Origin of the sequence: Streptomyces sp. SLBN-118 (assembly GCF_006715635.1) — a bacterium.
In the GTDB taxonomy this organism is placed as follows: Bacteria; Actinomycetota; Actinomycetes; order Streptomycetales; family Streptomycetaceae; genus Streptomyces.
The window spans coordinates 2,274,800-2,287,773 of sequence record NZ_VFNP01000001.1; the positions used below are offsets into that span (position 1 = coordinate 2,274,800).

Annotated in this window: 13 protein-coding genes and 1 pseudogene; 3 read left to right on the forward strand and 11 right to left on the reverse strand. The window is 70.2% G+C overall.

Annotated features, from left to right (window positions below; genetic code table 11):
- Positions 1 to 9: 9 nt before the first annotated feature.
- The 5 genes from cimA to ureA form a co-directional block, all read right to left on the reverse strand.
- Positions 10 to 1,608, reverse strand: a complete 1,599-nt coding sequence (cimA, locus tag FBY35_RS10165; RefSeq protein ID WP_142213472.1) for a citramalate synthase — start codon at positions 1,606 to 1,608, stop codon at positions 10 to 12.
- Positions 1,609 to 1,920: 312 nt separating this feature from the next.
- On the reverse strand, positions 1,921 to 2,517 hold the full coding sequence (locus tag FBY35_RS10170; protein ID WP_142213473.1) for a TetR/AcrR family transcriptional regulator: 597 nt from the start codon (positions 2,515 to 2,517) through the stop codon (positions 1,921 to 1,923).
- A gap of 49 nt (positions 2,518 to 2,566) precedes the next feature.
- Positions 2,567 to 3,613: an agmatine/peptidylarginine deiminase gene (locus FBY35_RS10175; RefSeq protein WP_142213474.1), complete on the reverse strand. Its 1,047-nt coding sequence runs from the start codon at positions 3,611 to 3,613 to the stop codon at positions 2,567 to 2,569.
- A gap of 10 nt (positions 3,614 to 3,623) precedes the next feature.
- A complete protein-coding gene (locus FBY35_RS10180) occupies positions 3,624 to 5,306 on the reverse strand; it encodes an urease subunit alpha (RefSeq protein WP_142213475.1) in 1,683 nt (560 codons plus the stop codon).
- A complete protein-coding gene (gene ureA, locus FBY35_RS10185) occupies positions 5,306 to 5,992 on the reverse strand; it encodes an urease subunit gamma (protein WP_142213476.1) in 687 nt (228 codons plus the stop codon). Before ureA ends, FBY35_RS10180 begins: the two co-directional genes overlap by 1 nt.
- 100 nt (positions 5,993 to 6,092) lie before the next feature.
- Here ureA and FBY35_RS10190 point away from each other — a divergent pair.
- A pseudogene (locus FBY35_RS10190) lies at positions 6,093 to 6,365 on the forward strand (cytosine permease); the annotation flags it as partial.
- An 85-nt stretch (positions 6,366 to 6,450) separates the two neighbouring features.
- Here the strand turns inward: FBY35_RS10190 and FBY35_RS10195 are convergent.
- From FBY35_RS10195 to FBY35_RS10205, 4 genes are all read right to left on the reverse strand, one after another.
- Positions 6,451 to 7,539: a branched-chain amino acid aminotransferase gene (locus FBY35_RS10195; RefSeq protein ID WP_142213478.1), complete on the reverse strand. Its 1,089-nt coding sequence runs from the start codon at positions 7,537 to 7,539 to the stop codon at positions 6,451 to 6,453.
- A 231-nt stretch (positions 7,540 to 7,770) separates the two neighbouring features.
- Positions 7,771 to 8,814, reverse strand: a complete 1,044-nt coding sequence (locus FBY35_RS10200) for a 3-isopropylmalate dehydrogenase (protein WP_142213479.1) — start codon at positions 8,812 to 8,814, stop codon at positions 7,771 to 7,773.
- A gap of 289 nt (positions 8,815 to 9,103) precedes the next feature.
- The gene (locus tag FBY35_RS37055; protein WP_260848570.1) at positions 9,104 to 9,232 is read right to left on the reverse strand and encodes a hypothetical protein; all 129 of its coding nucleotides are present in this window, start codon (positions 9,230 to 9,232) and stop codon (positions 9,104 to 9,106) included.
- Between the two features lie 283 nt (positions 9,233 to 9,515).
- Positions 9,516 to 10,058: a GNAT family N-acetyltransferase gene (locus FBY35_RS10205; RefSeq protein WP_142213480.1), complete on the reverse strand. Its 543-nt coding sequence runs from the start codon at positions 10,056 to 10,058 to the stop codon at positions 9,516 to 9,518.
- 104 nt (positions 10,059 to 10,162) lie between these two features.
- Here FBY35_RS10205 and FBY35_RS10210 point away from each other — a divergent pair, with 104 nt between their 5' ends.
- Together FBY35_RS10210 and FBY35_RS10215 are read left to right on the forward strand one after the other, a co-directional pair.
- Positions 10,163 to 10,618: an SRPBCC family protein gene (locus FBY35_RS10210; protein ID WP_186356899.1), complete on the forward strand. Its 456-nt coding sequence runs from the start codon at positions 10,163 to 10,165 to the stop codon at positions 10,616 to 10,618.
- On the forward strand, positions 10,615 to 10,968 hold the full coding sequence (locus FBY35_RS10215) for a helix-turn-helix transcriptional regulator (RefSeq protein WP_186356900.1): 354 nt from the start codon (positions 10,615 to 10,617) through the stop codon (positions 10,966 to 10,968). The genes FBY35_RS10210 and FBY35_RS10215 overlap by 4 nt, the downstream gene beginning before the upstream one ends.
- A gap of 5 nt (positions 10,969 to 10,973) precedes the next feature.
- On the opposite strand, the gene FBY35_RS10220 is transcribed toward FBY35_RS10215, so the two are convergent.
- Both FBY35_RS10220 and pruA read right to left on the reverse strand, forming a co-directional pair.
- The gene (locus FBY35_RS10220; RefSeq protein WP_142213482.1) at positions 10,974 to 11,213 is read right to left on the reverse strand and encodes a hypothetical protein; all 240 of its coding nucleotides are present in this window, start codon (positions 11,211 to 11,213) and stop codon (positions 10,974 to 10,976) included.
- 129 nt (positions 11,214 to 11,342) lie between these two features.
- A complete protein-coding gene (gene pruA, locus FBY35_RS10225) occupies positions 11,343 to 12,974 on the reverse strand; it encodes an L-glutamate gamma-semialdehyde dehydrogenase (protein WP_142213483.1) in 1,632 nt (543 codons plus the stop codon).

Below are 12,974 nucleotides of genomic sequence, written 5' to 3' on the forward strand. Positions count from 1 at the left end.
GTCCGGCCGCTACTCGGCGGGCTCGACCCCGGCGCGCAGCAGGCCGTAGGTGTACGCGTCCTCCAGTGCCTGCCAGGAGGCGGCGATGACATTGTCGGCGACGCCGACCGTGGCCCACTCGCCCCCTCCGTCGCCCGTGGTGATCAGAACGCGGGTGGTGGACTCGGTGCCGTGGCGGCCTTCGAGGATACGGACCTTGTAGTCGATCAGCTCCAGCTTGGCGAGCTGCGGGTAGATCTTCTCCAGGCCGCCTTTCATCGCCCGGTCGAGGGCGTTGACCGGGCCGTTGCCCTCGGCGGTGGCGACGATACGCTCGCCCTTGGCCCACAGCTTCACCGTGGCCTCGTTGGCGTGGGTGCCGTCGGGCCGGTCCTCGACGATGGCCCGCCAGGACTCCGTACGGAAGTAACGGCGCGCCCGGCCCTCCGCCTCCTCGCGCAGCAGCAGCTCGAAGGAGGCGTCCGCGGCCTCGTAGGTGTAGCCCTTGAGCTCGCGCTCCTTGACCCGCTCGACGACCCGGCCGACCAGCTCGCGGTCGCCACCGAGGTCGATGCCGAGCTCTTTGCCCTTGAGCTCGATGGAGGCACGGCCCGCCATGTCGGAGACGAGCATCCGCATGGTGTTGCCGACCAGCTCGGGGTCGATGTGCTGGTACAGATCGGGGTCGACCTTGATGGCGGAGGCGTGCAGTCCGGCCTTGTGGGCGAAGGCCGACACCCCGACGTAGGGCTGGTGGGTCGACGGCGTGAGGTTGACGACCTCGGCGATGGCGTGCGAGATACGGGTCATCTCGGCCAGCGCGCCCTCGGGCAGCACCTTCTTCGCGTACTTGAGCTCCAGGGCGGCGACGACCGGGAAGAGATTGGCGTTGCCGACGCGCTCGCCGTAGCCGTTGGCGGTGCACTGGACGTGCGTCGCGCCGGCATCGACGGCGGCGAGGGTGTTGGCGACGGCGCATCCGGTGTCGTCCTGGGCGTGGATGCCCAGGCGCGCGCCGGTGTCGGCGAGGACGGTGGACACGACGGCCTGGATCTGGGCCGGGAGCATGCCCCCGTTGGTGTCGCACAGCACGACGACATCGGCGCCCGCGTCGGCCGCGGCGCGCACCACGGACTTGGCGTACTCCGGATTGGCGCGGTAGCCGTCGAAGAAGTGCTCACAGTCCACGAACACGCGGCGGCCCTGTTCGCGCAGGTGGGCGACGGTGTCGCGGACCATCTCCAGGTTCTCCTCGAGGGTCGTGCGCAGGGCCAGCTCGACATGCCGGTCGTGCGATTTGGCGACCAGCGTGATCACCGGGGCGCCCGACTCCAGGAGCGCCCTGACCTGCGGGTCCTCAGCGGCCCTGGCGCCCGGGCGGCGGGTGGCGCCGAAGGCGACGAGCTGGGCGTGCTTGAAGGTGATCTCCTGCTGGGCGCGGGAGAAGAACTCCGTGTCCCGGGGGTTGGCGCCGGGCCAGCCGCCCTCGATGAAGCCCACGCCGAATTCGTCCAGGTGCCGGGCGATGGTCAGCTTGTCCGCGACGGTGAGGTTGATCCCCTCGCGCTGGGCTCCGTCGCGGAGCGTCGTGTCGAAGACATGGAAGCTGTCGTCGGTCTCCGTGGTCATGGCTGATTGACTCCTGTCGGATTCGTGGCTCCGGAAGTTCTGGCTCCACTTGCCCCCATCTTCGCGCGGTTCGCTCCTTGGCCGGGGTGGGGCCGTAAAACGAAAAAACCTCTCGCGGGTGCGAGAGGTCTGCGCGCGGGTCTGGGGCACGGTGCCGCTGCCGCGGGGGGTTACTGTCCACGGGTCAGCGGTCACTGCGGACCGGCGCGCTCTTGCCGATAATCATGGCGAATGAGAGCACGGTGGCAGTCTGCCACAGCCGGGGCGGGCGTGGACGGTGGTCTCACTATGCGGGCACCAGGGCGCCCGCGCTCAGAGCGAGCCGTCGAGGAACTCCCTCACATGAGCCAGCACCTGGGGCCGCCCGGTGCCCGGTATGCCGACGGCGACATGGACGCTGAAACCGTCGAGGAGGGCCCGCAGCCGGGCGGCGTAGCGGTCGGGGTCGACCGCACGGAACTCGCCGCGCGAGATCCCCTCGGCGAGCAGCGCGACCAGATCCCGGTGCCAGGCCCCCTCGATGGCCGCCTGGCGGGCCCGGGCATCGGGGTCGGCGCTCTGCGAGCGGTTCCAGACTTCGAGCCAGAGCGTCCAGTGGGGGTCGCGCGGCCCGTCGGGCACATACAGATCGACATACGCGTCGAGCCGCTCGCGCACCGGGCCCTGCCGGGAGAGCAGCGAACTGCGCTCGGCCCCGAGGCGGCCCTCGCTCCACTCCAGTGTCTGGAGCAGCAGCTCGTCCTTGGTGCGGAAGTAGTAGAGCAGATGCCCACTGCTCATTCCCACCTCCCGCCCGAGTCCGGCCATCGTCAGCCCGTCGAGCCCGCGCTCGGCGATGGTGGCCATGGCGGCTTCGAGCACGGACTCTCGGGGCGGCGCGATGTTGCGGCGGCGCGGAGCGGGGGTCATACGGCGGCAACCGCGGTCAGGGGCACGTTCACCCGTATTTTCTACCTGATCACGAACCGACGGGCGGGGCGGACGATGAGACCCTTGGCTGCTGTTGCGTGATGCAGTGGATGCCGCCGCCCCCGGCGAAGATCGTCCGGGCGTCGACCAGCGTGACCGAGCGGTCCGGGTACAGCCTGCGGAAGATGCCCGCCGCCGTCTCGTCGCGCGGGTCGTCGAAGGCGCACAGCACCACGCCGTCGTTGCAGACGTAGTGGTTGACGTAGGAGTAGTCGGCCCAGCGGCCGTCCTCGGCCCGCGTGAGGGTCGGCGCGGGAATCTCGACGATCTCGATGCGGCGGCCGCGCGCGTCCGTCTGGAGCTTGAGCATGTCCACGTTCTCCTTGCAGAGTTCGTGGTCGGGGTGGGCCGGGTCGGGCTGAGTGTGGGCGACGATGACGCCCGGACCGGCGAAGGCGGCGACGATGTCGACGTGGCCGAGGGTGCCGAAGCCGTGCGGCGGGTAGTCGGCGGTCAGGCCGCGCCGCAGCCAGATCGCCTTGGTCGTGCCGAGCTTCCCGTGGATCTCGGCCTCGACCTCGTCCCTCGTCCAGCCGGGGTTGCGCTCCGGGCCCAGCTGCACCGTTTCCGTGAGCAGTACGGTGCCTTCGCCGTCGACGTGGATGCCGCCGCCCTCGTTGACGAGAGGCGAGCTGTGAACGGGCACGCCGGCGAGGTCCGCGACATGGCGGGCGATCTTCGCGTCATGGTCCCAGGTGGCCCAGCTCTGTGCGCCCCAGCCGTTGAACACCCAGTCCACGGCGGCCAGTTGCCTCCCGTCGGTGACGAAGGTCGGACCGGTGTCGCGCATCCACGCGTCGTCCAGTTCGCACTCGGCGAGGTCGATGTCCGGGCCGAGGAGCGCGCGTGCCCCTGCCGCCTGGCCGGGCCCGACGACCATCGTGACCGGTTCGAAGCGGCGCACCGCCCGGGCGACCGACGCCCAGGCGCGGCGGGAAGCGGCGAGGTCGTCGCCGGTGAAGGTGACGTTCGGGCCGGGCCAGGCCATCCAGGTGCGCTCGTGCGGGGCCCACTCGGGCGGCATACGGAAGGTCATCGGGAATCCCTTACAGGAAGTAGAGGCGGTTGAGGGAGATCGAGTCGGCGGGTTCGGAGCGCAGTGGGCCGCCGTCGAGTGTGACCAGGCCGGTGCGGCCGTCCACTCCCACCTCGCCGATGCGGGAGTTGAGCCGCAGGTCGGCCGGGCCGATACCGCGGGTGCCGCGCACCGCGACCCGGCGGCGGCGGGTCGGCATCATGTCGGAGCCAAGTTCGATCGCGGCCGCGGCGACGAAGGCGACCGAGATGTCCGCGGCGGTCGCTCCGTAGGACCCGAACTGCGGCCCGAGGACGAGTGGTTCGCAGGTGTCGGTGGCGGCGTTCGGGTCGCCCGTCACCCCGTACGCCGGGAAGCCCGACTTCAGGACGAGCTGCGGCTTCGCCCCGAAGTACTGCGGCTTCCACAGCACGATGTCCGCGAGCTTGCCCACGTCGATGGAGCCGATCTCGTGTGCGAGCCCGTGCGCGATGGCGGGGTTGATCGTCAGCTTGGCCATGTAGCGCAGCACGCGCGCGTTGTCGTCGTGCGCGCCGTCGCCCTCCATCGGTCCCAGCTCGGCCTTCATCTTCCCGGCCATCGCGAAGGTGCGGCGTACGGTCTCGCCTGCGCGCCCCATGCCCTGCGCGTCCGAGGAGGTGATGCCGATCGCGCCGAGGTCGTGCAGTACGTCCTCCGCGCCCATCGTCCCTGCCCGGATCCGGTCACGGGCCATGGCGGCGTCGCCGGGCAGGTCGGTCTTGAGATCGTGTACGGAAACGATCATCCCGTAGTGCTCGGCGACCGCGTCCCGGCCGAAGGGCAGGGTCGGGTTGGTGGAGGAGCCGATGACGTTCGGCACGCCCGCCATCTTGAGCACGTTCGGTACGTGGCCGCCGCCGCAGCCCTCGATGTGGAAGGCGTGGATCGTACGGCCGTCGAGGACGTTGAGGGTGTCCTCGACCGACAGGCATTCGTTCAGGCCGTCGCTGTGCAGGGCGACCTGGACGTCGTACTCCTCGGCGACCCGCAGGGCGGTGTCGAGGGCGCGGGTGTGCGCGCCCATGTCCTCGTGGACCTTGAATCCGGACGCGCCGCCCTCGGCGAGCGCCTCGACGAGCGGCGCGTCGTTCGAGGACGAACCGCGGGCGAGGAAGCCGATGTTGACCGGCCAGGCGTCGAAGGCGCTGAAGGCGTGCCGCAGGGCCCACGGCGAGTTGACGCCGACACCCCAGACCGGCCCGAACTCCTGGCCGATGACGGTGGTGACGCCTGAGGCGAGCGAGGCCTCCATGATCCGCGGCGAGAGCAGATGGACATGCGTGTCGACGGCGCCGGCGGTGGCGATCATGCCCTCGCCCGGGACGATCGAAGTGCCCGTGCCGACGACCACGTCGACACCGTCGAGGGTGTCGGGGTTCCCGGCCCGCCCGATGGCCGCGATACGGCCCTCCCGGATGCCGACGGAGACCTTGCGGATGCCCTGCACGGGGTCGATGACCAGAACGTTGCTGATCACGACGTCGCAGGTCTCGCGTACGGCCGCAGCCTTGAGGTGCAGCCCGTCGCGCGCGGTCTTGCCGAAACCGGCGAGGAACTCGTCGCCGGGCTTCTGGGCGTCCGACTCGACGCGGACGACGAGTCCGCTGTCGCCCAGGACGACGCGGTCCCCGGCGCGGGGGCCGTGCACGGATGCGTACTCCTGCGGGTCCATCAGGCGCCCTCCGCTCCTCGGTAGCCGCAGGCCGCCGCGCGCCGCAGGGCCTCTTCCTTCGCGCCCGGCGCGTCCAGCGGGCCGTCGACCAGTCCGGCGAAGCCGATCGCGATCCGGTCGCCGCCGATGGGCAGCAGGCCGACCTCGGCCTCGGCGCCCGGGTCGAAGCGGACCGAGGATCCGGCGGGAACGCTCAGGCGCATGCCGTAGGCCGCGGCCCGGTCGAAGTCGAGCCGGGGGTTCGCCTCGAAGAAGTGGAAGTGCGAGGTGACGCTGACGGGGACGGCCGCGGTGTTGCGCACGGGGAGCCGCAGGGCGGGCTCGGGCTCGGCGCCGGCGGGGCCGGGCAGGACCGCACCGGGTGCGCCGGCTCCCAGACCGCCGCCGCCAATCGGGCTGGAGACCACGGCGAGCCGTGAGCCGTCGTCGAAGACGGCCTCCACATGGACCTCGGTGACCACGTCCGCCACACCGGGGAGGACGTCGTCGGGGCCCAGCACGCCGCGCGCGGCCTCGATCGCCTCGGCGAGCCTGCGTCCGTCGCGCGCGGCCTCGCAGACGGTGTCCGCGACGATCGCGGTGGCCTCGGGGACGTTGAGCCTCAGGCCGCGTGCCCGGCGGGCCCGGGCCAGTTCGGCGGCGCCGAAGATCAGCAGCCGGTCCCGCTCGGTCGGGGTCAGTCGCACGTCACCACACCTCCTGTTTGAACGACACTCTAACCATGAGTTTCGCTTCAGGGAAGCATTGATGTATCACTCCCCACCGAGTCATATTGAGCGTCACTCAAACAGTCGCGTCCGGGGCGGCATCTACTGGTACCGCGCGGGCTGGAACATCAGCGCCACGGCGTCCTGGGCCCTGGGCGCGGCGGCCGGCCTGGCCGCGGCCTCCACGACCGTCCACGAAGACCCGCTGCTCGCCCTGACCGGCGGGGTGGACTGCGGCTTCATCCTTTCGGGCATGGTCGGCGGCCTGACCTACCTGCTGCTGACCCTGAGGGCTCCGGCCACCGCCACGGCCGGAGTGCCGGAACCCACCACGGTGGAGGCGTCCGCCTGACGAGGGGCGCCGGGGACGGCACGGACGTCGAAGGCCCGCCCCGGTTCACACCGGTGGCGGGCCTTCGTACATACAGCGGCCGGCGTCAGCCCAGCTGGTGGGTCCAGCCGTGGACGTCCTCGGCCTTGCCCGTCTGGATGTCCAGCAGCGCCTTGCGCAGCTTCAGCGTGACCTCGCCCGGCTGCCCGCCGGACTGCTTCCACTCGCCGCCCGCGGACTTGACCAGGCCGACCGGGGTGATGACCGCGGCCGTGCCGCAGGCGAAGACCTCGGTGAGCGTGCCGTTCTCGGTGTCGGCCTTCCACTGGTCGATGGAGACGCGGCTCTCCTCCGACTCGTAGCCGAGGTCCTTGGCGAGATTGAGGAGCGAGTCACGGGTGATGCCGGCGAGCAGCGAGCCGGTGAGCTCGGGGGTCACGATGCGGTTCCCGTACACGAAGTACAGGTTCATGCCTCCCAGTTCCTCGACCCACTTGTGCTCCACGGCGTCGAGGTAGGCGACCTGGTCGCAGCCCTTCGCGGCGGCCTCGGCCTGGGCGAGCAGGGACGCGGCGTAGTTGCCGCCGGTCTTGGCGTCGCCCATGCCGCCGGGGACGGCGCGCACACGGTCCTCGGACAGCCAGATGGAGACCGGCTTGACGCCGCCGGGGAAGTACGCGCCGGCGGGTGAGGCGATCACGATGAAGAGGTACTCGTTGGCCGGGCGCACGCCCAGGCCGACCTCGGTGGCGATCATGAACGGGCGCAGGTACAGCGACTCCTCGCCGCCGTGTGCGGGCACCCAGGCGCTGTCCTGCTGGACCAGTGCGTCACAGGCCGCGATGAAGGTCTCGACCGGCAGCTCCGGCATCGCCAGGCGGCGGGCCGACCTCTGGAAGCGCTCGGCGTTGGCCTCCGGGCGGAAGGTCACGACGGAGCCGTCGGGGCGGCGGTAGGCCTTGAGGCCCTCGAAGATCTCCTGCGCGTAGTGCAGCGTCATATTGGCCGGATCGATCGACAGCGGCGCGTACGGGACGAGCTCCGCGTCGTGCCAGCCACGCCCCTCCGTCCACTTGATCGTCACCATGTGGTCGGTGAAGTGGCGGCCGAATCCGGGGTTGACCAGGATCGCCTCGCGCTCCGCGTCGGACAGCGGGTGCGAGGAGGGCTTGAGCTCGATCGTGGGCGTCGTCATGAGTGCAGTGTCCTTCACCGGTTGTTTGTGACGGACCGCGCTCACGCCGCTGCGACTGCTAGGACGTCCGAGCTTTCCCGCATGTCGCGGCCCGCGTTCGATTATCGCCCGCGGGGCACCGTGCACGAAACGGGGTGAATGCGATCCAGAGATGAATGGTGGCACCCGGAGGCCGCACAGGAGAAGCCGCCGGGTGCGGTTGCGACCCGGCGGCTTGGTGGAGGCGTCGGGTCAGCTCGCTACTCGTACCGCGAGCGCGTCGCCGATCTCGTCCGTCGTACGGACCGTGCTGCCGTCGCGGCCCGCAAGGTCCGCGGAGACGGCCTCCTCGATACGCACGGCCTCGGCCTCGAAGCCGAGGTGGCGCAGCAGGAGGGCGACGGACAGGATCGTGGCCGTCGGGTCGGCCTTGCCGGTGCCCGCGATGTCGGGCGCCGAGCCGTGGACGGGCTCGAACATCGACGGGAAGGCTCCCGTCGGGTTGATGTTGCCGGACGCGGCCAGGCCGATACCGCCGGTCACGGCAGCGGCGAGGTCGGTGAGGATGTCACCGAAGAGGTTGTCGGTGACGATGACGTCGAAGCGCTCCGGCTGGGTGACGAAGAAGATCGTCGCCGCGTCGACGTGCAGATAGTCGGTGGTGACCTCGGGGTATTCCGTGCCGACCTTGTCGAAGATGTTCTTCCACATGTGGCCGGCGTACACGAGGACGTTGTTCTTGTGGACCAGCGTCAGCTTCTTGCGGGGGCGGGCGTTCGCCCGCTCGTACGCGTCACGGACGACGCGCTCGACACCGAACGCCGTGTTCAGGCTGACCTCGGTGGCGACTTCGTGCTCGGTACCGGTTCGGAGCGAACCGCCGTTGCCGGTGTACGGGCCCTCGGTGCCCTCGCGGACGACGACGAAGTCGATGTCGGGACGGCCGGCCAGCGGGGTCGCGGTGTTGGGGAACAGCTTCGACGGACGCAGGTTGACGTAGTGGTCGAAGGCGAAGCGGAGCTTGAGCAGCAGCCCGCGTTCCAGCACACCGGACGGCACGGACGGGTCGCCGATCGCGCCGAGCAGGATGGCGTCGTGGTTCTTGAGAGAGTCGAGCTCCGCGTCGGGGAGGGTCTCTCCGGTGCGGTGCCAGCGCCGGGCGCCGAGGTCGTACTCCTTGGTCTCCAGCTTCACATCCTGTGGGAGGACGGCTCTGAGGACCTTCAGGCCCTGGGCCACGACCTCCTGGCCGATGCCGTCACCGGGGATCACTGCGAGATTGATGCTGCGAGACATGTCGGGCACCCTACTCCGCGTCCCATCCAATGACATGCGACGTCCACCATCTGGACGACCCGAGCTCCACGGATCAACCAACTCCGGTTTGGATTTCGTTCATCCGACTACGAGCGAACGGACGCCATCAAGGGCGGCGAGGTCGGCAAGCCTGTGCCGATCGGGGGTGGAGGCGGAGGCCGGTACGGCGCCGGCCCTGAAGGTCTCCGCGCTCGCCGAGAGCGGGGAAGCGCATCGACTACTTCGAGGTCAGGCGTTCGTCGAGCTGAGGCCCTGCAGTGGGCAGGACCTAGTGGCCGGTGGAACCGCCGTTGTCCCTGCGGTCGAGGGCTCGCTGCAGGGCGGCGGCGGCATTCTTGCGGTCGGACTCCCCCGTACGGGAGGAACGGCGGACGCGACGTGCGGTCTCAGCGTGCATGATGATCGACTCCTTGGAATCACTCTGATTCGAGGCGCCGGAAGGGGCGGGGAGCTGTGCCGCAGGGGTTGCCTGCTCAAGGGCACGTGCTCACGACCGCCATTCGCTGGATCGAGCGAGACGTTCGGCTTCTACAAAGCTAGGACAGCTACGCGCTTCTGTCTCCACAATTAGTCGGACTTCCTACTATCTGAGACGGCGATCACCCGGAGGGGGCTCTCGGCTCGCGGATCAGGGCCCTTACGCCGAGACTTCACCGGCCGTGTCGAAACCCGGACGGACGCTAGAGGACGTCGCCGTCGCGCCAGTCGAAGAGCAGCGCGGCGGACGGGTCGGGCAGCGGACGGGCGGCGGCGGGCCGCACATAGGTGGAGTCCTCCTCGTCCGGGAGACGCACCGCTCCGCCCGGGCCGAGCGCCTCGATCCGGCCCGGCCACAGCTGCCAGCCGCGCGCCCGGTACAGCCCGGCCCCGTCGTCGGAGGCGGAGAGAGCGCCCAATGCGTAGGCCCCGTCGATGACCCGCTCCAGCGTTTCCACCACCAGGCCGCCGAGCCCGCGCCGCCGCCGGTCGGCGCGCACGGCCACGGCCTCGATGTAGCCGATTCGCAGTGAGCGGCCACGATGGATCACCCGGCGCTGGATCACGCTGCCGTGCGCGACGAGTTCCCCGTCCTCGTGCACCAGCGCATGGATCCCGCCCAGGCTGTGGTCCCAGTCCTCGTCGCCGAAGGTGCCGGCAAAGGCGTCCGTCAACAGGGCGCGGATCTCCAGCAGTTCGGCGGGGCCGAGTTCGAAGGTGTGGGCGGTGCGCAGCGTCCGACTCATGCCCGGCATCCTCTCAGGCCATAAGCGCAACCGATGGGTTGCACTGCAATCCCAGACGTGCAACCATCGAGTAGCACGTCACAGCCGAACAGGAGGCAGGGATCATGAGCAGGGACCGCATCGAACGAGAGATCACCATCGCCGCACCGGTGGAGCGCGTGTGGGCGGTACTCACCGAGCCCGAGCATGTCGGCTCGTGGTTCGGCCAGGGCAGGCCGACCCCGGTCGACCTGCGCCCCGGCGGGACCATGCAGCTCGACCACGGCGAGTACGGCCAGTTCCCGACCACGATCGTGAAGGTCGACCCGCCGCACCACTTCTCGTACCGCTGGGCGAGCGCCTTCCCGGGGGAGCAGGCCGTCGAGGGCAACTCCACGCTGGTGGAGTTCACCCTCACCCCGGACGGCGACGGCACCCGTCTGCGCGTGGTGGAGACCGGCTTCGCCGCCCTCTCCATCCCCGAGGACAAGGCCGCGACCGCCGGATACGACAGCCACTCGACAGGCTGGACCGAGGTGGTCGGCAACCTCCAGAAGTACGCGGAGCAGCTCGCCGCATGACGACGGAATCGAGCCAGGACGCCGTGACGGAGGTCCTGTCGGCCCTGGCCGACCCGACCCGCCGCCGGATACTCGACGCCCTCGCCACGCACGGCGAGGCTACCGCCACGGTCCTGGCGACGGAGCTGCCGGTCAGCCGGCAGGCCGTCGTCAAGCATCTCGCGGTCCTCGCCCGGGCCGGCCTGGTGGCCGGACACCGGGAGGGCCGTGAGGCGCGCTACACGGTGCTGCCTGCGCGGCTGGGTGTCACGGCGCGGTGGATGGACCGTGTGGCATCCGAGTGGGACGCCCGGCTGTCGGCGATCAAGCACATCGCCGAGGCGGCGACCAAGGCGGAGACCGAGGACTGAGGCGCCTACGACGCAACCTTCCGGCCGAGGTCCAGGGCGAGCCGGGCTATGAACTCGCCGAACTCCTGCCGATGATGCGCCTGTCCCCCGCACAGGGCGCTGACCTGCGCGTCGCTGAGCCGGTTCGGCCCTTCCACGGTCAGCAGGGCGTTCAGTTCGCTCAGTACGGAGGCCAGCCGCACGGCATCGGTGTGCTCGACCGGATCGACCCCGTGCCCGGCCTTCAACGTCGTTGAACCTGGCATCACGCCCTCCTTCCGGTGCCCCTTCAAGCAGCGTAGACCGCTGCGACGTGGACCGCCCCCGGCCCGGCGTGGGGGCCGGGCCGGGGGCGGGGTTCAGGGGTTCACGCGAAGGGGTTCACGCGAGGGACGTCAGCCCATGTGCGGGTAGGAGTAGTCCGTCGGCGGGACCAGCGTCTCCTTGATCGCGCGGGTCAGCGTCCAGCGCATCAGGTTCTGCGGGGCGCCCGCCTTGTCGTTCGTGCCGGACGCGCGGCCGCCACCGAAGGGCTGCTGGCCGACCACCGCACCGGTGGACTTGTCGTTGATGTAGAAGTTGCCCGCCGCGTACCGCAGCTTCTCCATCGTGTGGGCCGCCGCCGCACGGTCGTTCGCGATGACCGCGCCGGTCAGGGCGTACGCCGACACCGATTCCATCTGCTCCAGCATCGCGTCGTACTGGTCGTCCTCGTAGACGTGGACCGCGAGGAAGGGGCCGAAGTACTCGGTCGTGAAGACCTCGTTGGCCGGGTCCGAGCACTCCACGACCGTCGGGCGGACGAAGTAGCCGACCGAGTCGTCATAGGTCCCGCCCGCGACGATCGTGCAGCTCGGGTCCGCCTTCGCGCGGTCGATCGCGGCCTTGTTCTTGGCGAAGGCCCGCTCGTCGATCACGGCGCCGATGAAGTTCGACAGGTCCGTGACATCACCCATCGTGATGCCGTCGACCTCGGCCGCGAACTCCTCCCTGAAGCCGGAGTTCCAGATCGAGGCGGGGATGTAGGCACGCGAGGACGCCGAGCACTTCTGGCCCTGGTACTCGAAGGAGCCACGGGTCAGCGCGGTCTTCAGCGCGGCACGGTCGGCGCTCGGGTGGGCGACGACGAAGTCCTTGCCGCCCGTCTCACCGACGATGCGCGGGTAGGAGCGGTACTTCTCGATGTTGCTGCCGACCGTCTTCCACAGGTGCTGGAAGGTCCTGGTCGAGCCGGTGAAGTGGATACCGGCGAGGTCGGGGTGGTTCAGCGCCACCTCGGAGACGGCGATGCCGTCACCGGTCACCAGGTTGATGACGCCCTTGGGCAGGCCGGCCTCCTCCAGGAGCTGCATCAGCAGCACGGCGGCGTGCGTCTGCGTCGGGGACGGCTTCCACACCACGACATTTCCCATCAGGGCGGGCGCGGTGGGCAGGTTGCCCGCGATGGCCGTGAAGTTGAAGGGTGTGATCGCGTAGACGAAGCCTTCGAGCGGGCGGTGGTCCAGACGGTTCCACACACCCGGCGAGTTGGTCGGCGGCTGCTCGGCGAGCAGGTCGCGGGCGTACTTGACGTTGAAGCGCCAGAAGTCGACGAGCTCACACGGGGTGTCGATCTCGGCCTGCTGCGCCGTCTTGGACTGGCCCAGCATGGTGGAGGCGGCGAGCGTCTCGCGCCACGGACCGGCCAGCAGCTCGGCCGCCCGCAGGATGATCGCGGCGCGGTCGTCGAAGGACATCGCGCGCCAGGCCGGGGCGGCGGCGAGCGCGGCGTCGATCGCGTCCTGCGCGTCCTGCTGGGTGGCCCCGGCGAAGGTGCCGATGACTGCCTTGTGGTTGTGGGGCTGTACGACGTCGACGCGCTCACCGCCGCCCATCCGCCTGACGCCGCCGATCGTCATCGGCAGCTCGATCGGGTTCTCGGACAGCTCCTTGAGCTTGGCCTCCAGACGGGCGCGCTCGGGGGAACCGGGGGCGTAGCCGTGCACCGGCTCGTTGACCGGGGCGGGGACCTGGGTCACAGCGTCCAT